Origin of the sequence: Mesorhizobium sp. M0598 (genome assembly GCF_040320865.1) — a bacterium.
Classification (GTDB): domain Bacteria; phylum Pseudomonadota; class Alphaproteobacteria; order Rhizobiales; family Rhizobiaceae; genus Mesorhizobium.
This window is the reverse complement of record NZ_JAMYQL010000023.1, coordinates 12305-33990: the sequence shown is the minus strand read 5'-3', so window position 1 is coordinate 33990 and position 21686 is coordinate 12305. Positions and strand designations below refer to the sequence as shown.

26 protein-coding genes and 1 pseudogene are annotated in these 21686 nt (G+C 63.0%); 6 read left to right on the top strand and 21 right to left on the bottom strand.

The features are described 5' to 3' along the window. Window positions 1-179 precede the first annotated feature (179 nt). Genes NKI59_RS24100 through NKI59_RS24065 form a run of 8 tightly spaced genes read right to left on the bottom strand, consistent with a single transcriptional unit; the run spans window position 180 to window position 8173 of the window. The gene (locus tag NKI59_RS24100; protein WP_352593709.1) at window positions 180-1064 is read right to left on the bottom strand and encodes a cytochrome c oxidase assembly protein; all 885 of its coding nucleotides are present in this window, start codon (window positions 1062-1064) and stop codon (window positions 180-182) included. After that, complete coding sequence (locus NKI59_RS24095; protein WP_352593708.1) at window positions 1061-1402, bottom strand: hypothetical protein; 342 nt, start codon at window positions 1400-1402, stop codon at window positions 1061-1063. The genes NKI59_RS24100 and NKI59_RS24095 overlap by 4 nt, the downstream gene beginning before the upstream one ends. Before the next feature lies 1 nt (window position 1403). Beyond that, window positions 1404-2009 (bottom strand): cytochrome c oxidase subunit 3, encoded by a 606-nt coding sequence (locus tag NKI59_RS24090; protein ID WP_352593707.1) that lies wholly within the window; start codon window positions 2007-2009, stop codon window positions 1404-1406. After that, on the bottom strand, window positions 2006-3982 hold the full coding sequence (ctaD, locus tag NKI59_RS24085) for a cytochrome c oxidase subunit I (protein ID WP_352707316.1): 1977 nt from the start codon (window positions 3980-3982) through the stop codon (window positions 2006-2008). The genes NKI59_RS24090 and ctaD overlap by 4 nt, the downstream gene beginning before the upstream one ends. Beyond that, the gene (coxB, locus tag NKI59_RS24080; RefSeq protein ID WP_352707314.1) at window positions 3979-4995 is read right to left on the bottom strand and encodes a cytochrome c oxidase subunit II; all 1017 of its coding nucleotides are present in this window, start codon (window positions 4993-4995) and stop codon (window positions 3979-3981) included. Before coxB ends, ctaD begins: the two co-directional genes overlap by 4 nt. After that, on the bottom strand, window positions 4992-5525 hold the full coding sequence (locus NKI59_RS24075; RefSeq protein ID WP_352707311.1) for a c-type cytochrome: 534 nt from the start codon (window positions 5523-5525) through the stop codon (window positions 4992-4994). The genes coxB and NKI59_RS24075 overlap by 4 nt, the downstream gene beginning before the upstream one ends. 1 nt (window position 5526) lies before the next feature. Then, window positions 5527-6390 (bottom strand): substrate-binding domain-containing protein, encoded by an 864-nt coding sequence (locus tag NKI59_RS24070; RefSeq protein ID WP_352593704.1) that lies wholly within the window; start codon window positions 6388-6390, stop codon window positions 5527-5529. After that, window positions 6371-8173, bottom strand: a complete 1803-nt coding sequence (locus NKI59_RS24065) for a methanol/ethanol family PQQ-dependent dehydrogenase (protein WP_352593703.1) — start codon at window positions 8171-8173, stop codon at window positions 6371-6373. Before NKI59_RS24065 ends, NKI59_RS24070 begins: the two co-directional genes overlap by 20 nt. A 322-nt stretch (window positions 8174-8495) precedes the next feature. On the opposite strand from NKI59_RS24065, the gene NKI59_RS24060 reads away from it, so the two are divergent. The 4 genes from NKI59_RS24060 to NKI59_RS24045 all read left to right on the top strand — a co-directional run bounded on the left by NKI59_RS24060 (window position 8496) and on the right by NKI59_RS24045 (window position 10813). After that, window positions 8496-9326 (top strand): SIR2 family NAD-dependent protein deacylase, encoded by an 831-nt coding sequence (locus NKI59_RS24060; RefSeq protein WP_502897040.1) that lies wholly within the window; start codon window positions 8496-8498, stop codon window positions 9324-9326. 84 nt (window positions 9327-9410) lie between these two features. After that, a complete protein-coding gene (locus NKI59_RS24055) occupies window positions 9411-9596 on the top strand; it encodes a hypothetical protein (RefSeq protein WP_352623173.1) in 186 nt (61 codons plus the stop codon). 49 nt (window positions 9597-9645) lie between these two features. After that, the gene (locus NKI59_RS24050; RefSeq protein WP_352641024.1) at window positions 9646-10236 is read left to right on the top strand and encodes a LysE family translocator; all 591 of its coding nucleotides are present in this window, start codon (window positions 9646-9648) and stop codon (window positions 10234-10236) included. A gap of 82 nt (window positions 10237-10318) precedes the next feature. Beyond that, on the top strand, window positions 10319-10813 hold the full coding sequence (locus NKI59_RS24045) for a hypothetical protein (protein ID WP_352707309.1): 495 nt from the start codon (window positions 10319-10321) through the stop codon (window positions 10811-10813). 32 nt (window positions 10814-10845) lie between these two features. On the opposite strand, the gene NKI59_RS24040 is transcribed toward NKI59_RS24045, so the two are convergent. From NKI59_RS24040 to NKI59_RS24030, 3 genes are all read right to left on the bottom strand, one after another. Beyond that, on the bottom strand, window positions 10846-11145 hold the full coding sequence (locus NKI59_RS24040; protein ID WP_352707307.1) for a DUF982 domain-containing protein: 300 nt from the start codon (window positions 11143-11145) through the stop codon (window positions 10846-10848). A gap of 41 nt (window positions 11146-11186) precedes the next feature. After that, window positions 11187-11510, bottom strand: a complete 324-nt coding sequence (locus NKI59_RS24035) for a DUF982 domain-containing protein (RefSeq protein WP_352707304.1) — start codon at window positions 11508-11510, stop codon at window positions 11187-11189. A gap of 125 nt (window positions 11511-11635) precedes the next feature. Beyond that, window positions 11636-11839, bottom strand: coding sequence for a hypothetical protein (locus NKI59_RS24030; protein WP_023676144.1), 204 nt, complete (start codon window positions 11837-11839; stop codon window positions 11636-11638). A gap of 312 nt (window positions 11840-12151) precedes the next feature. Between NKI59_RS24030 and NKI59_RS24025 the strand changes: the two genes are divergently transcribed. Continuing rightward, window positions 12152-12715, top strand: coding sequence for a sigma-70 family RNA polymerase sigma factor (locus tag NKI59_RS24025; RefSeq protein WP_023676143.1), 564 nt, complete (start codon window positions 12152-12154; stop codon window positions 12713-12715). Between the two features lie 50 nt (window positions 12716-12765). Next, window positions 12766-12894, top strand: a complete 129-nt coding sequence (locus tag NKI59_RS24020) for a hypothetical protein (RefSeq protein WP_352707302.1) — start codon at window positions 12766-12768, stop codon at window positions 12892-12894. 188 nt (window positions 12895-13082) lie between these two features. Here NKI59_RS24020 and NKI59_RS24015 read toward each other — a convergent pair whose 3' ends face one another. The 10 genes and pseudogenes from NKI59_RS24015 to NKI59_RS23970 form a co-directional block, all read right to left on the bottom strand. Then, window positions 13083-13301, bottom strand: a complete 219-nt coding sequence (locus tag NKI59_RS24015; RefSeq protein ID WP_023676213.1) for a hypothetical protein — start codon at window positions 13299-13301, stop codon at window positions 13083-13085. A 228-nt stretch (window positions 13302-13529) separates the two neighbouring features. Beyond that, window positions 13530-14228: pseudogene (locus NKI59_RS24010) on the bottom strand (class I SAM-dependent methyltransferase); the annotation flags it as partial. Window positions 14229-14287: 59 nt separating this feature from the next. Continuing rightward, on the bottom strand, window positions 14288-15277 hold the full coding sequence (locus tag NKI59_RS24005) for a GNAT family N-acetyltransferase (RefSeq protein WP_031211613.1): 990 nt from the start codon (window positions 15275-15277) through the stop codon (window positions 14288-14290). Between the two features lie 7 nt (window positions 15278-15284). Next, window positions 15285-16349 (bottom strand): glycosyltransferase family 4 protein, encoded by a 1065-nt coding sequence (locus NKI59_RS24000; RefSeq protein ID WP_352707300.1) that lies wholly within the window; start codon window positions 16347-16349, stop codon window positions 15285-15287. Window positions 16350-16369: 20 nt separating this feature from the next. Beyond that, a complete protein-coding gene (locus NKI59_RS23995) occupies window positions 16370-17302 on the bottom strand; it encodes a glycoside hydrolase 5 family protein (RefSeq protein ID WP_352593699.1) in 933 nt (310 codons plus the stop codon). Next, window positions 17295-18056, bottom strand: coding sequence for a TIGR04290 family methyltransferase (locus NKI59_RS23990; protein ID WP_023676138.1), 762 nt, complete (start codon window positions 18054-18056; stop codon window positions 17295-17297). The genes NKI59_RS23995 and NKI59_RS23990 overlap by 8 nt, the downstream gene beginning before the upstream one ends. A 2-nt stretch (window positions 18057-18058) precedes the next feature. After that, window positions 18059-18859 carry a nucleotidyltransferase family protein gene (locus NKI59_RS23985; RefSeq protein ID WP_352593695.1) on the bottom strand — a complete coding sequence of 267 codons (801 nt, stop codon included), beginning with the start codon at window positions 18857-18859 and terminating at the stop codon, window positions 18059-18061. Then, the gene (locus NKI59_RS23980) at window positions 18859-19962 is read right to left on the bottom strand and encodes a CgeB family protein (protein WP_352457422.1); all 1104 of its coding nucleotides are present in this window, start codon (window positions 19960-19962) and stop codon (window positions 18859-18861) included. The genes NKI59_RS23985 and NKI59_RS23980 overlap by 1 nt, the downstream gene beginning before the upstream one ends. A gap of 14 nt (window positions 19963-19976) precedes the next feature. Next, window positions 19977-20573 (bottom strand): histidine phosphatase family protein, encoded by a 597-nt coding sequence (locus NKI59_RS23975; RefSeq protein WP_352579598.1) that lies wholly within the window; start codon window positions 20571-20573, stop codon window positions 19977-19979. Further along, entirely contained in the window at window positions 20570-21673 is a 1104-nt protein-coding gene (locus NKI59_RS23970) for an inositol-3-phosphate synthase (RefSeq protein ID WP_352623183.1), read from the bottom strand. Before NKI59_RS23970 ends, NKI59_RS23975 begins: the two co-directional genes overlap by 4 nt. Window positions 21674-21686: the final 13 nt, after the last annotated feature.

Here is a 21686-nt window from a genome sequence, read left to right as displayed (position 1 = left end):
CGGTGATGGTGTGGCAACCGGCGCAGCCATTGGCCATCATGATCGGTATAGCGCGGGCGCTGACACCGCCGGTCGCATTGTCGGCCTTCTGCTCGACCCGACGGCTTTGCTCGAAGTACAACGAGATCCCGGCCAAGGCTGCAACGAGCACGACAATAACCGCAGCGCCAATTACGGCTTTAGACAGCGTGAAGCGCATGCGACGCCTCCCGGTCCTTTCGGCTGCTCGAGCGAATCCACAGGCCGGCCAGCAGCAACGCGGCCCCGCCATAAATCAAGCCGGCCGGAACCCACATCACCAGACCGGCGAGCTGCTGGTCCTCGAGCGGGCTAAGGTTCCACAATTCCGCGCCTGCTGCGTTTACCGGAAACCACAGCCTTGGCGAGACCAGCAGCAGCACCCCGAGCAGGCCGGTGTGCAGCGAGGTGAAGAAAAGGTGCATGACCGCGCTGCCATAGGCTTGTTCGCGGCCTGAACGCGGCAGCAGTACCCACCAGAACAGCAGCCCCGTACCGAAGAAGCTGGCATGTTGCGCATAATGCAGGACACTCTGTGCAAGCGCCGCCTCGAACAGCGCCGGAACGTGCCACGCCCATATCGCGACGCCGTGCAAGAAGGTCGCGGCTGCAGGGCGGCTGACGGCGGTCCAAATGGTTCGAAGCACCTTCGCGTGCCCGGCTGCGCCAAATGCCAGCCGCAGCCTGATCGGCAACGCCCACATCAGCGCCGCCGCCGGGCAGGAGGCGACCAGCAGGGGTGCCGCCACCGCCATCAACAGCTCGTGCTCGATCATGTGGGCGGTGAAGACGCGCTCACCCAATGCATGGAGCGGACTGACCAGTGCTGCCGCCAAAATGGCCCAGCCGGCCGCGAACAGCACGGCCTGCCGCAGTCGCAACGGCCGGCTGCGGGCGCTCCGCCGCCACAGCCGAAAGGCGCCTGCCGCGTAAAGCACTGCGACCACGGTTAGCGGCAGCGTGATCGGCAACGCCAGCGTCCAGCCGGCCTGCGGGGCGCCGGCACCGTAGCAGATCGAGGTCGAGAAGAGCGCGTCGAAGCTCATCGCAAGCAGCCGTCAAGAATGAGCGAGGCGGCGCCTTGCATGACGATCACCAGCGCAAACAGCACCGCGCTGAGAATGCCGATATTGGCGACGAAATCCTCGGTGGCGCGCGTACGATCCGGTTTAAAGGCGGCGCCGCCTTGCTGGCGCGCCCGCCACGACAGCACGCCGCCGAGCAAGGCCAGCACTGTCAGCACCAGCGCAATGACCGGTATGACGGGAATGCCATGAGCGCACTGCCACTCCACGAACGCATAATTCAGCTGCGTCGACACCGCCCAGGCCAAAGGCCCGGACAACAGCCCGCCCCATGATGTGCCCAAGCGAAGCGCACGCATCTCAGTCAAGCCTCGGCATCCAGTAGATCAACAGATACATCGGGATCCAGGTCGCGACCACGAAATCCCAGTAGAAGACGTTGTCGCCAACGTCCCCGAAACGCCGGCCGCTATAGCCATGGCGCGTGAACATCAGGACTGTCAGCACCAGCGTGTCGCCGACGTCGGTAATCAGATGCGTTGTGTGAAGGCCGAGCAGCACCCACAGCATTGAGCCGTACGCATTGGTATCCCAATAAATGTTGAGGGCCGGAAATTCGAACCACCGCACGACAAGCGGTGCAATACCGAGCAGCGACATGACGATCAGGCCGATGCGCACAGGCACCATGGCACAGGCTTCGGCGTAGCGGTTCAGTATGTGATTGGGCACCACGCTGGCGAGCAGCAACAGCGTGACGATGGTGCCCGGCCAATGGTTGGGCGGCGGCACGCCCAATGGCCATTCGGGCGACAGATAGGCAAGGTAAAGATAGGCGCCTGCGGCGAGCGCGAAACCGATGCCCTCGAGCGCCATGAAGGCGAGGGTGCCCCACCAGGTCGGGCTGCGTGGTCCGAGCCCGAAGGTCGGGAGTTCGGAAATGTCCGCGAACGGGCGCTGTTTCATTCCTCATCCTCCGGATCGCCTTTTGGCCAGAACCAGCCGATCAGAGTGACGGCGATCGGTCCGGCCCCCCAAACCACCGCCCACGGGCTGAAAATCGAATAAAGAAAGGTGGCGCCGATCGCGAGCGCGGCGAACAATGGCCAGATCGATGGCGTCGCCGACTTCTCGCGTACATCGGCATGCGCCTCTGCCACCGTCGAAACAACAAGTTCGCGAACGTCGACGCGAAGCCCGGTCGCAACCGGCAGCGCGTCGTGTTCGGCCCAGAGCGGCTCGGAGTGGGTAACCACCGGAATCCGGGCGAAATTATAGCTCGGCGGTGGAGAGCTCGTCGCCCATTCCAGCGTGCCGGCATTCCAGGGATTGTCCCCGGCCGGGGCGCCCCTCGAGGCGCTGTACACCAGGTTTGTAGTGAACAGAACGAAGCTTAGGAACAGGATGACCGCGCCGGCTGTGATGAACAGGTTGATGTTGCCCCAGCCGAGTTCCACCGGATAGGTGTAGACCCGCCGCGGCATGCCCCACAGGCCGACAATGTGCATCGGAAAGAACGCCGCATTGAAGCCTAGGAAGGCAAGCCAGAAGTGCCAGCGTCCGAGACGTTCGCTCATCATCCGGCCGGTGATCTTGGGGAACCAGAAATAGGTCGCGCCGAGCAGCGGGAACACCGACCCGCCGATCAGCACGTAATGGAAATGCGCGACCACGAAATAGGTGTCGTGTACTTGCAGGTCCAATGGCACCGACGCCAGCATCACGCCAGTCAGGCCGCCCGCAACGAACGTGAAGAAGAAGCCGAACACGAACAGCAGCGGCGTTCTGATTATCGGGCGTCCGTCCCACAATGTCGCCAGCCAGCAGAAGATCTGCAGCCCGTTCGGGATGGCGATCAACATGCTCGAGGCGGTGAAGAAGCTCGCGCCGAGCTTCGGCAGGCCGGTTGCGAACATGTGGTGGACCCACAGGCCGAACGACAAAAAGCCGACCGCAATCAAGGCCAGTACCATGCCCAGATAGCCGAATACCGGACGCCGGGCGAAAGCGGCGATGATCGAGGACACCATGCCGGTAGCCGGGAGGAAAATGATGTAGACTTCGGGGTGGCCGAAGAACCAGAACAGGTGCTGGAAGAGCAGTACGTCGCCACCCTCGGCGGGGTTGAAGATATGGGTGCCGACCAGCCGGTCGAGGATCAGGAACGTCGACGCGATCATGACCGCTGGCATGGCGAACACGATTACGAAAGAGGTGACCAGCATCGCCCAGACGTAGAGCGGAATCTTATCGAGCGACATGCCCGGCGCACGCTGCTTCAGCACGGTTACGATGGTGGCGACCGCGACCGCCAGCGATGACACTTCGGTGTAAGTGATCATCTGCGCCCACACGTCGGAACGCTTGCCTGGCCCGAATTCAGGACCGGACAGCGGCACGTAGGAGAACCAGCCGACGTCGGGCGCCATGTCGAGTGCAAACGACACCCAAGCGAAGAGGCCACCGGAGAGATAAATCCAGAAGCTGAATGCATTGAGGCGCGGAAAGGCGATGTTGCGGGTGCCGACCATCAGTGGCACGAGGTAGATGCCGGTCGCCTGAACGATCGGCACTGCAAACAGGAACATCATGGTCACGCCATGCATGGTGAACAGCTGGTTGTAGCGGTCGGGCCCGATCAGCCCACGCTCCGGCCCCGACAGTTGGATGCGCATGGCAACGGCGCTGAGGCCACCGAGGCACAGGAAGACGAAAGCGGTGATCAGGTAGCGCCGCGCGACAATTTTGTGGTCGACGCTCGAGAGCGCACCGATGATGCCTGGCGCCGTCTGCCATGTCCGCGCCAACCAGCCGTCAAGGCTGGCGTCGTCGAGGCCGGTATCGCGAGGACCGTCGCGTTCGGGAGCTAGGTCACCCTTTTGTGCTGCGGCGCGTTGCTGGGCGAGGTCACGCCCATGGGCCAGGTCGGCGCTACTCATTTCAAGCCCTCGAGATAGGCTACGATTGCATTCAGCTCGTCCCCGTTCAGTCCCACCACGGGCATGTGGGCACCTGGCTTGATCCCTTGCGGATCGGCTATCCAGGCTGCGAGATTGCCCCGGCTCATCGCCAGCGTTCCGGCAGCGAGCGTCCGCCGGCTTGCGATATGTGTAAGGTCGGGAGCGACCGTACCGCCGGCGATGGTGCCGCCGATCTTGTGGCACATCACGCATGGCCGTTTGAGGAACAGGTCGTGGCCGGTTTTGGCCTCGGCCGACACGGGGGCGGCCGCCGGCCGCAGCTGATCGTTCAGCCAGGCGTCGAATACAGGCCGAGGTTCGGCGATGATGAAGGTGCTCATATTGGCATGCTGCGCGCCACAGAACTCGGCGCACTGGCCGCGATAGACGCCGGGTTTGTCCGCCTTCAGATCGAGAACGTTCTCGTGGCCTGGAATGAGGTCCAGCTTGCCCGAGAGGTTCGGGACCCAGAAGGAATGGATAACGTCGGTCGAGGTCACTACAAGCCGCACCGGCTCGCCCGCCGGGATGTGGATTTCATTGGCGGTCGTCAGAATGCGGTTCGGCTGATCATTTTCGTAGCGCACCTCCCACCACCATTGATGCCCGGTCACCCGGATCGTCAGCGCCGCATCCGAGCCGATAGCAGCGAGCGTCCGGTTGGCGAAGTAGCTCAGCAGGGTCAGGCCTACCAGGATCAGGGCGGTAGCGGCGAGTGCGGCGACGACAATTCGCATTTTGCTGCGCTCGGCGGCAGCGTCGAGGACAAGCGGATCGCCGACCGGCGCCCGGCGTCGTGCCAATGGCACGATCAGCACGGCCATCACCCCAAGCCAGACCACCGCGCAGAGTGCTGTGAAGAACCAGATCAGCCATGCGAGTTCGCTCGCGGCCGGGCCCTTTGGGTCGAGCGCCGATTGCCAGCCGCTGCATCCTGCGAGGAGCAGGATGCAGGCGGTGCACCGGCACACTGTCCAGACACCGCGGTTCACGGCGACTTCCCCAGCGTCGCGGCGTCCGGCAGCCGATTCTCGGATGGATGGGGCATCATGTCGTCGTCGCGGCCCGGCGCAGCGGATTTTGGCGCGTTGCCGCTCAACGCGCGGACGAAGGCGGCAAGCTCCCAGATCTGGTCGTCCGGGATCTTGTCGCGGAAGCTCGGCATACCGTTTGGCCGACCGTCCCTGATCGTGGCGTGGATGCTTTCGATCGAGCTGCCATAGAGCCACTTCTGGTCCATAAGGGCCGGGCCCATGCCGCCACCGCCATTGGCATGGCAGCCGGAACAGTTGAACCAGTTAAACAGACGCTTGCCCTCGCTGAGGTGGAAGGCGTTGGCCTCGAACACGCCGGCCTTGGTGTCGGACGAGGCCGGCCGTTGGCCGCCCGGCTCCAGGGCCGTTACGGCTGCCGGTTGGTCGCCCGAGCCGAGCGCCGACTGTGGACGCGTGTCGCGTTCCTCACGCTGGCAAGCGGCAACCGCGAGGATTGCGAACACCAGCAAGAGAAGACCGCGCTTCATTTCAAGGCGCTCCGACAGGATCGAGGCGGGGCACCTGGTAGGTCGCCAGGATCGCGTCGATCTCGGCGCGGTGTCTGGTCAGGGCGGCGTTCACCTCGCTGCGCAGCGTATCGTCGCCACGGCGCACGCCCATCGAGATGTCGAAGATCATCGGCAGTTGCGGGCCGTCCACGCGCGGCGAAACCGGCGTGATCCGCAGCGCCACCTTCTGCCTGGCTGCAAAGTAGCCGGCCAACGGTCCCCAGACGACGGCCATATCGATGTCGCCATTCGCGACCGCCTCAATGATGCGTGCTGGCGGGTTCGGCGCCGAATAGTCGCCATAGACGGGGAAACCGATGAGATGGCCGACGATGCCACGACGGCCAAGCGCCTGGACGGGGGGCGAGTTGGCGCCATCGTCGCCTATCAGCTGGACGCCGATGTGCAGATCGCGCAGGCGAGGATCGTTGAAGGACGTGATTTCGGGCACATCTTGGCGTGTCACGAACACATAAGAAGACCGGTAGTAGGGCGCGGTGGTGCGCAGCATCTCGAGATTGGCGGGCGTGCCGGGCACAAGATCGCACAAGCCAGCTTTCAACGTGTTGCGGACGAAGCCGCGCCGCTGTGCCCACCACGTGTAGGAAACAGTCGCACCAAGCTCCCGGGCGATGAGTTCGGCGATCTTGTTTTCAAAGCCCTGCCTGGCGGCATTGGAGAACGGCATGTTGTTGGGATCGGCGCAGATCCTCAACTCGCGCGCATTGGCAACGGCGGCAACGAGCGAGAGTGCCAGTGCGCCAACCGCGACGGCTAACCGCCGCGAACGCGTTCTCCGTGGCCCCGCAACTCGGCCGATCGTCTCAAGGCAGCCGGAACACATACAGCGTACCTCCCGGCGTGGTTACATCCTTCAGATCCTTCATGACGTTGACGAAGCCGAGCGCGGCGGTGGCGTCGCGCGGGTCGAGATCGCCGGATACGATCGCGCCGGCCCAGCCACCGACGCCCGAAAGAATCGCGACATATTGGTGCCCGTCCGGGCCGCGATAGGTGATCGGCTGGCCGATGATGCCGGACGACGTCTTGAACTGCCAAAGCAGTTCGCCGGTCCTGGCGCTGACCGCCTTGAACCAGCCTTCCATAGTGCCATAGAACACGACGTTGCCGGCGGTGGCGACGGCGCCGCTCCACACCGGAAAATTCTCCTTCAGGCTCCACGCCGGCTTGGCGGCGGCGACATCCCAGGCGGTGAAAGCACCGCGATTGCCGCCCGGCCCGGGAATCATTCGCACGTTCATGCCGACATAGGGCGTGCCGGCGATGTAATTCACCTCGACGCCTTCTTCGTCCATGCACATGTTATTGTGCGGAATGTAGAGCAGGCCGGTCTTTGGCGAGAACGCCGAAGGTTGCCAGTCCTTGAGGCCAGATGCGGTGGGACAGATGTCGCGGACGACCTTGCCGGTGCCGGTCTTCTTGTCCGGATTTACAATCAGCCGGCCGGTCTTCAGGTCGACGCCCTTGCTGGAATTGACAGGCCCGAACGGCACTGCCGACAGGACCTCGCCCGTGGTGCGGTCCAACAAATAGACGTAGCCGTTGCGTTCCGGCCGCACCAGCACCTTGCGGGGCTTGCCCTGCCAGGTCATGTCCAGCAGCACCTGCTCGTTGATGCCGTCGTAATCGTGCAAATCGTGCGGGGTCCACTGATAGAACCATTTGGCTGCGCCTGTGTCGGGATCGCGGGCAAAGATGCCGGCGGTCCATTTGTTGTCGCCAGGTCGCAGATCCGGGTTCCACGGACCGGGATTTCCGGTGCCATGGAAGATCAGGTTGAGGTCCGGGTCATAGGAGATCCAGCCCCATACATTGCCGCCGCCGATCTTCCAGGCGTCGGGCGGCCACGACGTCACGCCGAGATCCTTGCCCTTGTCCATGTCGTAATGCGGCTTGAAATCGGGGCCGATCAGCACCTCGGCGTCCGGGCCGGTATTGTGGGCCGTCCAGACGACGTGCCCGTCGCCGGCGTCGAGGGCCTTGATCCAGCCGCGTACGCCCATTTCGCCGCCGGAATTGCCAACCAGCACTTTGCCCTTCACCACCAGCGGCGCCATGGTGATGGTCTCGCCGATATTGATGTTGCCGATATGGGTGTTCCAGACCGGTTTGCCGGTGGCCGCATCGACGGCGATGGCATGGCCGTCGAGCGTGTTGAAATAGATGCGCCCGTCGAAGAAGGCTGCACCGCGGTTGACCACGTCGCAACAGGCAACGCCCTGCGCCGCGGGCTCGGGATTGGGCTCAAACTTCCACTTCATCGGCGCGCCGGGCTTGGTAAGGTCAAGCGCATAGAGGATGTTGGGAAACGGCGTCACGATGTACATCGTGTTGCCGACGACCAAGGGCGCAGCCTCCTGGCCCTTGTTGACGCCGGTCGAGAAGGTGAAGGCCACCTGCAGGTTTTTGACGTTGTCTTCGGTGATCTCCGCAAGTTCGCTGTAGCGGGTGGAGGCGTAGTTCTTTGCCGGCATCGCCCACTGGCCGTCGTCGGGCGGAGCAGCTGCGGCCGGCGGATTTATCGCAGGGCTTGATGCTGGCTGAGCAACCGCCGCGGTTATCAGTGCAAACCCCGCCAGCAGCCTCCATCCCAGTATTGCAGCCATTGGCCTCTTTCCCCTTTTGCCAGGCACCCTATTTTTCGCCGCCACCAGTCGCGCTTGCCTCATTTGCTGTCGAGTTGCCGACGTTGGCGCAGAGCTCCATTAGCTGCAGCTGCGCCGTGTTTGTTGAACACTCTCCAACGCGTGAGCGGCGCAGAAGTGCCAAATGCAACGAAATAAATGTCGGATTCGGTTGGCCAAAAGTCGGGGGCCGGGCGCTCGGGACAGCCGATCCGAGTGTCCGCACTCAAGTCGGAAGTAATTCTATTCCGGCAGTGGTCCTGGCTCGGCTGGAACGGAGCGGCACCTATCGCAGTTGTGTCGAATGCTGTCTGCAGTCGAGCAACTGGCTCAATCGGTGAAAGAGCGACGAGCTATCTTGTTCGTTGGAGCCGGGGTGTCGATGAGCGTCGGCTTGCCGTCCTGGCAAAAGCTCATCGAGCACATGCAAAACGAGCTCGGCCTTCACGAGGACATGATCGGCGCACCGGAGGCCAGCTATCAGGCCCTTGCCGAATACTACCGGCTGAAGCAGGGGAGCCTCGGCCCGTTGCGCAGTTGGATGGATCGTGAATGGAGCGTCTCGCGGGAAGAAGTACAGCGGTCGGCAATCCACAAGCTCATCGTATCGCTCGATTTTCCGATCATCTACACCACCAATTATGATCGCAACCTCGAGGTAGCCTTCGAGATCCATGGCCGGCCCTTTGTGAAGGTGGCCAATGCAAAGGACTTGCCCAAGACGACCGGCGAGGTGACGCAGATCATCAAATTCCACGGCGATTTCGACGACGACAAATCGCTGGTCCTGGCGGAGACCGATTATTTCGACCGGCTTTCGTTCGATTCGCCGCTCGACGCGAAGTTTCGCGCCGACGCGCTTGGGCGCACCATCCTGTTCATCGGCTACAGCATGTCTGATATGAACATCCGTCTGCTATTGCACAGGCTTTGGCAGACCTGGCGGCGGTCGGGCTACGAGAAGAGCCGCCCGAAATCCTTTATCTTCATGTCGCAGCCGAGCATCGTCCAGGAGGCTGTTCTCGGCCACTGGGGCATCGAAATGCTGACCGAAGAGGCCGACGATCCTGAGGACGCGCTGCTCGCATTCCTGAACGAACTCAAGGACAAGGTCGGCCGGCCCGACGGCGCCTGAAAAGCCTGCGCAGCGACGAAGCAGTGGGGAACCGGTTGGCCCGATGTGAGTTGGGGACGCTAAGTCTCACGGGATCAAGCATGTATGAGCGGACGCAAACACAAGCGCAGAGTGCATGCCAAGGACGGCCTGTCGGCCGAGCAGGCCTATGAGGTCAATTTCTTTGCCCGCAGGTGCGGCCTGACCAGGGACGAGGCGCTCAAGATGATGCGAGATGCCGGTCGGTTGAAGGACGGCGCGAAGGCCTCCTACGAAACCGGGGCGAAGTAGCGGCATGGATCCTGCCTCGTGGGCGGCCTTTCTCGGGACGGTCATTCTGATGCAGATGCCCCCGGGGCCTGACAGTCTGCTGGTGATGGCGCGTGGCATCGGGCAGGGCCGTGACGTTGCCCTGTTCACCGTCCTGGGAATGACCATCGGCGCCGGCATGGTCCAGCTGCCACTCCTTGCCCTCGGCATATCGTCGCTGCTCCAGGCATCGCCCGTTGTCTTTGCCATGCTTCGATGGATGGGCGCAGCCTATCTGGTTTGGCTTGGATCGCGTCTGGTGCTGCTGCCGTCGGCCGGCGTCGCCGTCGAGGAGCCGCGCAGTGTCGGGCCGCTTGTGGCCGCACGCGAAGGAATGATCGCCAATCTGATAAATCCCTGGCCGATAACCTTCATGGTGGCATTCCTTCCACAGTTCGTCGATCCCGCGCGGGGATCGGTCACACTGCAATTGCTGCTGCTCGGCGGCAGCCAAAAAATAACCGGTGTGCTGGTGCTGGGCACATATGCGCTCGCATCCGGTACGCTCGGGGCCTGGATCATGAGACGACCGAAGGTAAGGCTCTGGCAGCAGCGCGTGGCAGGCTGCTTCGTCGTCTGTCTCGGTATCCGCATGGCAGTCGGTGGTGGCGCGCACCGCTGAGGATCGAGCGATGCAGCGGCCGCCGATGGAACATCCGCCGACAATTTTCGTTGACATGCTCCACAAGGCGAAGAGGTCGAGCATGTCGAAGTTCCAAGCCGCTACCCCGGAGCGTTTGCAGCAGCTCAGGCTTGAGGCGACAGCGCACTTTGCGCCGCTCATACTGCGCGAGGCGCTGGTGCGTCTCTGCCGAGCGTGTGGAAGCGAGAGCCTCGAACGGTTCGAGAAGACCATGGTTGACCGAATCGAGGCATCGCGTGACGAAAAGGCCGATTTCGACACAATGAAGGAATTTGCCATCGAACAGCTCTATGGCTCGATTCGAGAAGTCAGGTCTTCACCGGACATGACACAGCCGCTGGAGAATGTAGACACCCGAAGGACCCCTGGCCGCTCGGAAGAGCCGCAGACGCTGGAAGACCAGCTGCAGGCGGGTCTGGAGGATTCTTTCCCCGCAAGCGACCCGCCGGCTGTTGTTTCCACCGCGATCCCCGGCGGATCGAAGAAGCTGGTCGGAACCGACGAGGTCCTCAGGCAGCAGCGGGAGAAAAAGGCCGAGGAAGCCAGCCATTCGTGATAAACGGCTCTGCGGGGAAGCAGCCTGCCGGTTCACCCGCCGTCCGGCATGAAGGCCGTCCGGGCATGTGTGTCATGCGGCTCGCCTTCGACAAGAATCTTCGCTTCCAAAGCCGCGTCGATAAATGCTTCGCCGGCTTCCGCTGCCGTAATCTGGCCGATCTGGGCGCCATCCAATGCATCTCCCGCCATCAGCGACAACGGGGCATTGCGGGCAGGCCATTTCTCGCTTTTGAGGCAGTAAGAAGCCTCGAAAACGGAGCTGACCATTCGCGATCGTCCCGGCTTGCCGAAGTAGATGCAAACCGGAGCATCGAACTTTATCTCCAGCATGGCGGTCCTCCCGATTTAACCACCCTTGATATAAATTAGCCTCAGCAGGTCACATGGCCTGCTGGGCATTTTAGCCGACGTCGCGAACCGCAGTGGGATTGGTGCCTGCCTGGTATTTCGGCGGCGACATCGTGCGCCAGAATGCCCGCCTTGCGGGCGAATGCTTCGAACGCCGCGCGCACGGTCTCGGCATCGACCTCGTCAGCCAGCCCGGCGCGACAGGCGTCGAACGCCGCCTTGTGCGCCGGGCCGCGACTCGGCCATTCGTTCAAGACGTCATAGGCCTGCCAGATATTTTCGACATGGCGAGGGAAACCAAGGCCGACGAGAATTGGAACGGGGCGGCCAAACGATTTTTTTGTCATCTGTGTCTCCGCGAAAGAGCCTGTCGCATCAACGCTGGGCGGACGCGAGGCCCATGCTCTTTAACGCGGGATTGCTGCACGGGTTGCAGCGGGTTTGTTCGATCGTGCGCCGGCCGATGCTGGCGTCATTTGTTGGTCCGCATCTTTTGCCGGGGATTGATACCGCCTTGAGGCGTGGTGTCGTTCTCGACATCGCCTTCGAACGTGTTGTCGCCCTGATCGAGCCGGTCGCCCTCCTTGATCGTGCCCTTGGAACTGCCGATGCCGGGATCGTTGGCAAGGTCGCTATCGGCCGGCGTTTTGCCTTTGGCGTGCTTGTTTCCTGTCATGGGTTCCTCCTGTTTTGAGGTGGCGGACTGTCCTTGAGGTGGCGGCCCAGGCTCGCTGCGAAAATCGCGTTTCGACACGCCAATGGCGGCGCCCCGGATTTTCGGACGGCCTGGATTCCAACTCCGCGATACCGGTGGTTGTTCCGTCAAAAATATCACCGCCGGCTGGGTTGCCCAGCCAAGCCGCTCCGGTTCCCGATCCGGGTGATTTTCGCCAGCCGGAACGATCTTTCGCCCAATGCATTTAACTGGTCTGCGCTCACGAACTCATTCTGGACGGGAGCTGGACCATTGCCACCTACAGCCTACGCCTTGGCGACTCGCGAAACCGAAGAAGTTTCCATCGTCGACCTCATACCCGCTTTGAGGGCTTTCGCCCGCACCTTCTGCCGCACTCCCGATGATGCCGACGACCTGGTCCAGGAGACGCTGACCAAGGGCTTGGCCAACATTGACAAGTTCGAAGCTGGAACGCGCATGAAGTCATGGCTCTTCACGATCATGCGCAACACCTACTACACGCGTGTCAGGGCCGCGGTGAGGGAAGCGCCCGGCCTGCTCGACTGCGCTTCGCTGCGGCCGATCTCGGAAGCGACGCAGGAATGGTCCGTACAGGGCAAGGAGGTCCACCAGGCCATCCAGAGTCTTCCTGAGCACCAGCGCGAGGTTCTGATGTTGATAGGCGTTCTGGGCATCAGCTATGAGGAAACGGCCGAAATATGCGGTTGCGCGGTGGGAACCGTGAAGAGCCGGCTCAACAGGGCACGCGCCGGCGTGCTGGAATACCTTGGCGAAAGTTCCTCGCAAACCCTGATGGAAAGGCGCAGCTATCTGTCCGAAGGACAACTGGACTTCGAAGCCGAGAGGCGCCGCTAATACACGTCACGTTAGTTGCTGGTCTCGCGCAAGCGCCTTTCGACAAGCGCATGCTGCAACTCGATCGCAAGTTTGGTCAGCCTGTCAGGAACCCTTTCCTGTTCGATGGCCGCAAGCAACGAAGCGATTTCCCGATCTATCGTCAGATCGGCACGCCTGCTGCCGGAATCTTCCCTTGAGCGAGACATCGCGTTCTCTTGGCAAATGTTGGTTCCTTCACCTCACTCTGGTGGCAACAGTGCGAGTTTGCAAGAATTCGCAGGGCGTCCATGCGACCGGCATCGGTCCTTGCACAGCTTCGTCAGCGGTTGGGCTCTCGCCGCCTTTCAATTGCTCACCGGCTGCAAGCCACATGCTGCCGCAACGATCAGTCTTCAGGCCGCCGATCCGCTGAATGATCCTGGTACTGCTCGGACTTGACCCGATTGCCGTCGAGCCCGCGCTCCTTGGTGTGCTGCTTCTTGTCTCTGTTGGACAGAACGGCGTTCTCTCCGATCTTGTCCTTGGGAAGATCGGTCATCGCGCCAGCGCCAGCGCCTTTGCCGTGACTGCCGCGACCGATGTGCTTCTTGCTGCCGGACGCCATCTTGTCCTCCTTCATACTGTCGAATAGCGGCTTTTCCCGTTCGGCATCCGAACCAGCGTTGGGCCGCAATGTTCCGCCGGAAATCGTAAGCAGGAAGGCATCGCCGTCCCAGTGCCGGAACGGCTTTTCGCCGTCGACGAGGACTTGCATGCCATTTGCGTTGGCGAAGTTATGGACATCGGCGCGATCCAGCGCCGGCGATCCGCGATATGAATAATTCAAAAGCGCGGCCATGCCCGGCCCCTTCAGCACGCGCGCGATTTCCACGAAATGTCGCTCCGCAAGGCCGGCCAGCACCAGATAGGGAAAGCTGTCGACGGCCAGCACGCGGTCGAAGCTGGCATCGCAAAAATCGGCAAGATCGAAACCGCGCGCAGGGCGGAATTCTACATTGCCGAGCCCGGCGCATCGCCGGCGGGCGATCGAGATCATCGCAGGGGATATATCGCTGCCGACGATCCGGTGCGACAGAGCGGAGAGCGCCTGTTCGAACCGACCGATACCACAGCCGATATCCAGTATGTCGCGGTCACTGCCGGTAAAGCCTCGCCTCTCCAGCCAGGCAACGATCTCAGCCGTAGCGGCAGAGAGCTTTTCCTCATTGCCCAGCGATGACAGCTGGACGCTCGCCGCCGGGGAGATCGCCGCCGCCGCGTCAAACCCGGCCGCCAGCCGCTTGACGACCGCATCGTCGGTCTCGTCCTCGCCACGCTCGTGCCGAACAGCACCGCCTGTTTTGCGCAGCGTGGCCAAGATCTCGGGCCTGCGCCGAAGCAGGTCCGCAATCCGTTGCAGTTTTGCCGTGTTTCGCGGGTCAGCCGAGTGCGTGTTTTGCGCAATCTTCGCCAATTCTGCAGCATCGATTCCTGTCTCGAAACGGAGAGCCAGCCTTGCGATGACGGCTTCGACGCCGGCACCGTCTGCCATGCAATCCTCCAGCACCCGCCTTGCTGATGTCGACCGCCGAGATTCCGGTTGGGTCGCGCTCATCGCCCTTTGCTCCGCGTCCAGATCTTGCGCATCGTCCACCGGTCTACGGCGCCCCAGCTGTACTTGTAGGCCTCTTGTCCGCGCAGAAAATCGAACTCTTCCGCGCCTTCGCAGATCGCCTGCCTTATCGCCTGGCCGATGAGCAGCGCGCCGGGACTTTCCTCGGCATAGGCCGGATCGAAGCCACCGAGATAAGCGCAAGCGCGGCCACGATGATGGAACCCGTAATAGGCGCCCACGATCGCGTTACCGATCGTGATAAGCCAGCATCGGGCAAGCACCTGTGCCACCAGTTGCGGGAGCGCCTGACGGTGGAATGCTTCCACGCGGGAATCGGACAGAACGCCGTCGCCGTGTCCGGCCCAGCGCGCGCGGTGAAGGCGGATCAGGTGGTCGAGGAATGTCTGCGGATCGGACAAAGCGGGTTCGATGGAGACACTGCCGCGTCTCGACGCGGCCCTGTGGGCGCGGCGCAATTGGCGCCTCCGCCGCGCCGGAACACAGCCTTGAAGCGTCTGGTCGCCGGCGAGGGCGAGCACCGGGCAAGCGGCGTGACCGACGGCTTGGCACGATTCGAGCGCGGCATGCCTGATGGCAAGGCCGGCGCCGCCGGGAGGCAGGTCCTGCAAGATCCACTGTGACCAGCCCACGGAAAGAACGGCGCCACCGATGACTGCGCCGACCGGTTCGGCGATCTCGGGAAGACAAAGGACATCCAGATAGTCGCTCAACGAAATGCCGAGCGGAAGCAATCGCGCGCCGGCGTCGTGGCGTTCCAGATAGAGTGGCGCCAGGCCGACCAGATCGTCGCCACGCCAGATGGCGACCGTCGCTAGCTCGCCGGGAGCAAATGTTCGCCACCATGGCAGCAACCATGCGGGAGACTGGAACGGCGTCGCCGAGGGACTGCGCGACCAGAGTTCCCACCAGTGCGGCTCGAGGGCTTCGAGGTCCGCCGGATCGTCTATGATCTCACTGCGGAGCATGTCGCGCTCACTTTGCCGTCGCGAGCTGCTCGCTGTCTGTGCCGAGCCGTGCCAGCGCCCGATAGGCGTCCATGTAGGAGGAAACCATGCGGTCGAGTGAAAAGCGCCGCCGCGCCTCGGCCCGGCACGTCTCGGGGTCCAGGCTGGGTGCGGCAGCGATGGCTTCGGCCATCTCGTCGACATCCCCGACCAGATACCCGGTCTTGCCGTGCTCGACCACATCCGGCAGTGCGCCATTCGGGAAGGCCACCACGGGGGTGCCGCAGGCGAGCGCCTCCATGGCGACGAGCGAACTGGTTTCCGCGGCAAGGCTCGGGATGACTAGGCAGCGGGCTGTGTTCAGCAGGCGCCGCTTGGCGACAAAGCCGAGCGGACCAAGGAAGCGGCGCCGGTCGTCCAGCCGGGGTTCGACCTCGTCGCGAAAATACTCTGTGTGCGTTTCATAGGGGTAGACCTTGCCACCGATGACCAGCGGCACGCTGGCCTTGTTGGCTGCGTCCAGCGCCAGATGGATGCCCTTTTCAGGGCAGACGCGGCTGAGCACGAGCGCAAAGTTGTGTTTGGCCTGCGGTTCGCTCAGCGCGTCGACGTCCACTCCGTTGGGAATCGGCCCGATCAGCCTGGCTCCCGGCGGCGCGGTTCTTTGCTGAGCCGCCGATACCGCATGCAGCCACAGATCCTCCCGCGCCGGATTGAGAGCGTCGGCCGGATACCAGTCGAGCGGCAAATGCAGGGTCACCAATGTCGGCCCGTCGCCCGGCAGATAGGCATCGAAATCGATACCGTGCAAATGGACCACGTCGATTGGCCAGCGAGCGCGTGCGGTAGCAATTGCGGCGCAATGAGAACGCTGCGCCCGGCGCTTCGCCGCTTCATCGAGCACGCCCGGTTCGGCCGGCGTCTCGATGAGGACACCCGCAGCGCTCGAGCCCTGGCAGCCGATCACGATCGAGCGGTGTCCGGCCTGTACGAGCGCCTGGTCGAGCATCGACAGCACCTGCTCGGCACCACCGACCGCATCCGGCCCGACCGGGGCGAGGGGATAGGCGACGTTGAGGACGGTGAGCATCATGGCTGGAGAGCCGAAGCTCCTCACGCTGCGGAGGCGCGCAGCCTGCCGACCGAAGGGGCAGCGATGCTGCCGGCATATCGGCGCGTCATTGCCGCGCAGAAGTCGGCGAATTCCTCCGGCACCAGCGGCGGACTGCTGTGGTGCGGCATCATTCCGCGGTGTTCCGGCGTGAAGCAGAAAGTAACCGTCACGTCGAAGTCGGCCAAAGCCTCCATCTGCCGGTCGAACCAGTCAAGTGCGTTCGGCCTGAAGCTGTCGGCCCAGGATAGCCCGGTGCGCAGATTGGTGACGCCGAGCCGTTTCATCCAGGCAACGGCGTCGTCCAGCCGGTGATCTTCGAAATGGAACCACTGCACCAGTCCCATTGCCGGCGTGTGGTGCAGGAACTCCTCGAGCGCGGGCTTTGGCGTGCCGTCCTGGCGGAGCAGGCCCATGTAGAAATGGCGGTAGTAAGACGAGCCTTCCGCCTCGCGATGGCGCGTCGTCGCTTCCCACTCGCGCGGCAGGTCGTAGAGGCTGTACCATTGGATGCGCGGTGCGTTGCCGATCAGCAATTCCGCGGTCCGGCGCAGGCCCCAGACCTGTACCTCCTCGGCGCCGAAGGTCGACACGCCGACCTCGCTGACCCATACCGGAAGATCGGTGACAGCCGAAATCTCCCCGATCTTCTGCGGCCATTCGTGGATCTGCCAGAGGTTCCAGTCGAGCGGGAAACCGTGCACGGCGACAGCATCGACATGATCGAGCACGTCGAACTCCTTCATCCGTGTCATGAAACCGGCATCGATCGGCGAGATGCCGCCAAGGACCTTGGTCAAGGCCGGATTCTCCGACGCGATCGCGTCGGCGGCCAGGATTGCCATGTTGGCGAAGCGGCTCCAGTCGGGGTCGAGCTCGGGATCCCAGTGGGATTTGTTGTTGGGCTCGTTCCAGATCATCGCGGCTTCAATCATTTATTTGTCCTTTCGACGGGTAGACGACGCCGCCACCGGCCGGCACGTCGGCGGTGCGGCAGAAATAGACCTCCTGCTCCGGTTGCAGGACGATCTCGAAGCCGGCGCTGCGCAGCATGGCTTCGGTGCAGGCGCGATTGGGAATCCACCAGTTGGTCGGGTCGTCGGCGTAACGATGCTCGATGAAATGCAGCTTTGGGAAATCCGGCCGGTCGAACAGGTCGTGGGTCCAGAAATGATAATTCTGCTCGAGCGCCGGCACGTTGGTGCTGCCGCGCTGCATCGACTGGAAGATCATCAGGTCCCGGGCGACGTGCTCCCGGATCAGATCGAGTGCGAGCAAGGGATGGCGCAAATGGTAGAGCACGCCCATGAACAGCACGATGTCGAACCGCTCATGCAGGGCGCCAACGTCGTAGACCGAGAGCTGCCGGAATTCGATGTCGCAGTCTGCTACCTCAGCGGCAAAGCGCGCCTGCGCCAAGTAAGCCTCATCGAAATCGATGCCAAGCACGCGGCCGGCGCCGCGGCGTTTCATCTCGATCGAATAGAAACCCGCATTGCAGCCTATGTCGAGCACCGCCTTGCCGGAAAGATCGGCGGGAATCGCGTCGGCGAATTTGCGCCATTTGATCAGCGGATAGTTGCCAAGGAAATGGTCGGGAGCGGTTTCGATGCCGGCCAGTTCCATATTGTGGAACCATGGGCCGAGCGCATCGATACGGCGGCGGATTTCGGCATCGGAATGCAGCATGGCTAGCCTCCTTCGCCGGCGAGGACAGGGACGTGCTGGTGGCCGGGCAGCGTAATGGCGACTTGGTCGTCCTTGGTACCGGCGGCGCTTTCAAGCAGGCGAAGTGCGGTGCGGTAGCCGTTGAAGGTGCCGACGTCGACATAGGCGGTGCCAGCCTTGATGCCATAGGCATCGCCTCCGGCGGCAAGATAGGCATTGACCAGCGTGCCGATGTATTCGTCGCACCGGTCCCGTTCCCGCCACAGCGCGGCGAGCTGGTGAAGGGTGCGGCCGGGCATCTTGAACGCACCCCAGATCCAGTTCGATTGGGCATTCTGCTGCTTGACCTGGATTTGCTTCACCCGGTCGTCCTGGTCGACAACGACGGCATCGAAGAACTCCGGCTGGTCCACCGGAAACAGCAGGAAGGACAGGCCGTCGTCCGGGAGGGCCAGGAAGCCGTCTTCGGGAAACCAGATCGTATCGGGCAACCCGACCAGAACGGTCTCATCGGCTGTGACGAGCGGTGCGGCACGGAAGATGGCGTCGCAAAGGCCGACCGGAGAGGGCTGCACCACAAACAGCGCAGTCGCGTCGGCATAGCCGGCAGAATAATATTCGAGGATATCCGACTTACCCGAGCCGATGACGAAGCAGATCTTGTCGGCCCCCGCGCGCACCATGCGGCGCACCAGGTATTCGCTGACCGCGCAAGGCCGCTCGGTGTTGCCGTCGATGCGGCTGCCGACCGGCAGAAGCTCCTTCGAAAAGCCGAGCGGCTGGATGCGGCTTCCCCGTCCGGCTGCGGGCACGATGCCCAACATCAAACTGCCTCCTTCAACGGCTCGCCATGCGTGGAGCCGTGCAGTGCATCGGACAGGATGCGGTCGAATTCCTTCGCGCGCCGCGCCGAGGTGTGTTCGTCCAGCACCCGCTCGCGCGCTCGGCGGCGGATCGCGTCAAGCTCGGCGTCGGACAGGTCGAGCGCGGCGACCACGTCGTCGGTGCTGTTCGCTACGACGATCTCTTCGCCGGGCCGGAAAAAGGCCTCCAGTCCCGGCCATGTGTCGCTCACCATCGCGGCACCGCAAGCGGCGGCTTCGAACAGCCGGCCGGAAGGACACCAGCCCCTTTCGGCCATCGCCTCGCGGGTCACGTTCAGGGTCAGCCGTGATGATGAAAAGAAGGCGGGGTGGTCGGCCGGCGGCAGATGCCGGACGAAGAAAATATTGTCGCTCCACGGGAATTCCTGCGGATATTGTGCGCCGCCAATGATGAAGCGGCGCTCCGGCAGGCGCGCAGCCGGACTGACCAGCAGCCTCTCGACCCCGGCCTGGCGGTCTGCCGCATAGGTCCCGAGATAGGAAAGGTCGCCGGCAAACTCCGGCCTGGGCGGGGCGGGCCGGTGTCGCTCTGGATCGACATGGCCGTAGAGCGGCATGACGCGGCGCGCACCCAGCATCGACCTCAATGCGTCGATCGCGGTGCCTCCCGTGTAGCTCAGCACGAGATCGAAATCGCGAAGCCCTTCCGGCCCGAAATAGGCCGGAGGCTCACCTTGTTCGATCCGCGCCAGCGTCACCGGCGTATCCAGATCGTAGAACACCTTCAGCCCGCGACACGCCTGGTGGGCAAGGCGCGACGCGCTCACGGCATCGGGGCAATAGGAGGTGACGATGACCACATCGGCCTCATTCATCGCCTGCTCGGCAACGCGCTGGATGTCCTCCCAATCCTGATAAAGGACGAGGTTGCCGCCATCCAACTGGTCGAGGTCGCGCGTCCCGGCATAATAGGGAGTGTTGCGTTCGAAGAAGGTGATAGACCAGCCCAGCCCGGCCATCGCCCGGATCAATCCGCGCCACAGCGTGGCGTGCCCATTGCCCCACGACGATGTCACGGTAAGACCGAAAATGACCATGCGCATCCGGCAATTCCTCGTCAGGCAGCTTCGTTGAGTCTGATCAGGTTCGACCCCCAGTCCCCCCAAACAACCGTGGTGATCGACGCTGGGTCGATATCGAAGCGAAAGCAGTTTCCCAGCGACAGGCCGAGCACCTTGCACACGGCGGCCTTGATGACGTCGGCATGGCTGACCAGTGCGACGCCCTGGTTCTGGTAGGTGCCGCGGACCTGCTCGATCAATGAGACGACGCGTTGCTGCACGTCCAGCATGGTCTCGCCGCTCGGTGTTCTCGCCTGCTGACGCTGGTCGTTCCACACCCGCCAGTCGGCATCCTGGTTCAGCTCTTCGAAGGTCTTTCCCGACCAGGTGCCGAAGTCGATCTCATCGAGTTCCTCGCGGATCACGATATCACCGGCATTGCAGGCGAGCGCGATCGGATTGGCAGTCTCCTGCGTGCGTTCGCGCGGGCTGCAGAAGATTGCCGCTATCGCCTCGCGTGCCATGCGGTCTGCCAGATGCGAGGCCTGTGCCTTGCCGGCTTCGCCGAGGCAAACGCCGGCCATCCGTCCGGCAAGATAACAGCCGACATTGTCGTGCGCGGCGTGGCGCACCAGAAAGAACGTCGTCGTCATTCCGCCGCATCGAGCATCGGCTCGTCCTTGCCGGCGATGAAAGAGAGCGTGCGCTGGCGGGCTTCCGCGTCGGTGAACTGCTCGGGCGGCGATTTCATGAAATAGCTGCAGGGACCGGTCAGCGCGCCCGCGATACCGCGGTCGAGCGCCAGCTTGGCGCAACGCACCGCATCGATGACGACGCCGGCCGAATTGGGCGAATCCCACACTTCCAGCTTGAGCTCGGCATTCAGCGGCACACCGCCGAAGGTCGTGCCTTCGACCCGGATATAGGCCCACTTGCGATCGGTCAGCCACGGCACATGGTCGCTCGGCCCGACGTGAATGTTGCCGGGCTCCAGGGGAACGTCGATCTGGCTGGTGACGGATTGCGTCTTTGAGATCTTCTTCGATTCCAGCCGCTCGCGTTCCAGCATGTTGAGGAAGTCGGTGTTGCCGCCGAAATTGAGCTGGTAGGTGCGATCGATGCGCACGCCGCGCTCGCGGAACAGGTTGGCAAGCAGACGATGTACGATCGTCGCACCGACCTGGCTCTTGATGTCGTCGCCGATCAGCGGCAGGCCGTGCTGCTCGAAGCGCCGGCGCCACTCCGGCCGCGAGGCGATGAAGACGGGTATGCAGTTGACGAAGGCACAGCCCGCCTCGAGCGCGCACTCGGCATAAAAGCGCGTTGCCTCCTCCGAACCGACAGGCAGATAGGACACCAGGATTTCGGCGCCGCTTTCGGCGAGGATCTTGCCGACATCGGCGACCGGCTCGTCGGCCTCCTCGATCTCGTCGCGCAGATATTTGCCGATGCCGTCCAGCGTCGGCCCGCGTTCGACGCGGGCGCCGGTAGGCGCCACATCGGCAAAGCGGAAAGTATTGTTCGGCGCGCTGTAGATCGCGTCTGCCACATCGCGTCCGACCTTGCTCTTGGCGACATCGAAAGCGCAGACCACCTCGATGTCTTTGACATGGTAGCCGCCAAGATCGGCATGCATCAGCCCGGGGATGGGCTCATTGCTCCTTGCGTCACGGTAATAGGTGATGCCCTGAATAAGGGAGGAGGCGCAGTTGCCCACGCCTACTATTCCGATCCGAACTTTCTTCGATCCCACGAAACCGCTGCCT

Coding starts and splice junctions, on each gene's coding strand:
- NKI59_RS24070 (WP_352593704.1), bottom strand. CDS start 6,390: ATGTGTTCCGGCTGCCTTGAGACGATCGGCCGAGTTGCGGGGCCACGG.
- NKI59_RS24050 (WP_352641024.1), top strand. CDS start 9,646: ATGCAGATGCCCCCGGGGCCTGACAGTCTGCTGGTGATGGCGCGTGGC.
- NKI59_RS24000 (WP_352707300.1), bottom strand. CDS start 16,349: ATGATGCTCACCGTCCTCAACGTCGCCTATCCCCTCGCCCCGGTCGGG.
- NKI59_RS23980 (WP_352457422.1), bottom strand. CDS start 19,962: ATGCGCATGGTCATTTTCGGTCTTACCGTGACATCGTCGTGGGGCAAT.
- NKI59_RS24100 (WP_352593709.1), bottom strand. CDS start 1,064: ATGAGCTTCGACGCGCTCTTCTCGACCTCGATCTGCTACGGTGCCGGC.
- NKI59_RS24055 (WP_352623173.1), top strand. CDS start 9,411: ATGAGCGGACGCAAACACAAGCGCAGAGTGCATGCCAAGGACGGCCTG.
- NKI59_RS24035 (WP_352707304.1), bottom strand. CDS start 11,510: ATGACAAAAAAATCGTTTGGCCGCCCCGTTCCAATTCTCGTCGGCCTT.
- NKI59_RS24030 (WP_023676144.1), bottom strand. CDS start 11,839: ATGACAGGAAACAAGCACGCCAAAGGCAAAACGCCGGCCGATAGCGAC.
- NKI59_RS24060 (WP_502897040.1), top strand. CDS start 8,496: ATGCTGTCTGCAGTCGAGCAACTGGCTCAATCGGTGAAAGAGCGACGA.
- NKI59_RS24020 (WP_352707302.1), top strand. CDS start 12,766: ATGCTGCAACTCGATCGCAAGTTTGGTCAGCCTGTCAGGAACCCTTTC.
- NKI59_RS24065 (WP_352593703.1), bottom strand. CDS start 8,173: ATGGCTGCAATACTGGGATGGAGGCTGCTGGCGGGGTTTGCACTGATA.
- NKI59_RS23985 (WP_352593695.1), bottom strand. CDS start 18,859: ATGTTGGGCATCGTGCCCGCAGCCGGACGGGGAAGCCGCATCCAGCCG.
- NKI59_RS24095 (WP_352593708.1), bottom strand. CDS start 1,402: ATGCGTGCGCTTCGCTTGGGCACATCATGGGGCGGGCTGTTGTCCGGG.
- NKI59_RS24075 (WP_352707311.1), bottom strand. CDS start 5,525: ATGAAGCGCGGTCTTCTCTTGCTGGTGTTCGCAATCCTCGCGGTTGCC.
- NKI59_RS23990 (WP_023676138.1), bottom strand. CDS start 18,056: ATGCTGCATTCCGATGCCGAAATCCGCCGCCGTATCGATGCGCTCGGC.
- NKI59_RS24090 (WP_352593707.1), bottom strand. CDS start 2,009: ATGAAACAGCGCCCGTTCGCGGACATTTCCGAACTCCCGACCTTCGGG.
- NKI59_RS24015 (WP_023676213.1), bottom strand. CDS start 13,301: ATGGCGTCCGGCAGCAAGAAGCACATCGGTCGCGGCAGTCACGGCAAA.
- ctaD (WP_352707316.1), bottom strand. CDS start 3,982: ATGAGTAGCGCCGACCTGGCCCATGGGCGTGACCTCGCCCAGCAACGC.
- NKI59_RS24005 (WP_031211613.1), bottom strand. CDS start 15,277: ATGCTCCGCAGTGAGATCATAGACGATCCGGCGGACCTCGAAGCCCTC.
- NKI59_RS24045 (WP_352707309.1), top strand. CDS start 10,319: ATGTCGAAGTTCCAAGCCGCTACCCCGGAGCGTTTGCAGCAGCTCAGG.
- NKI59_RS24040 (WP_352707307.1), bottom strand. CDS start 11,145: ATGCTGGAGATAAAGTTCGATGCTCCGGTTTGCATCTACTTCGGCAAG.
- NKI59_RS23975 (WP_352579598.1), bottom strand. CDS start 20,573: ATGACGACGACGTTCTTTCTGGTGCGCCACGCCGCGCACGACAATGTC.
- NKI59_RS23995 (WP_352593699.1), bottom strand. CDS start 17,302: ATGATTGAAGCCGCGATGATCTGGAACGAGCCCAACAACAAATCCCAC.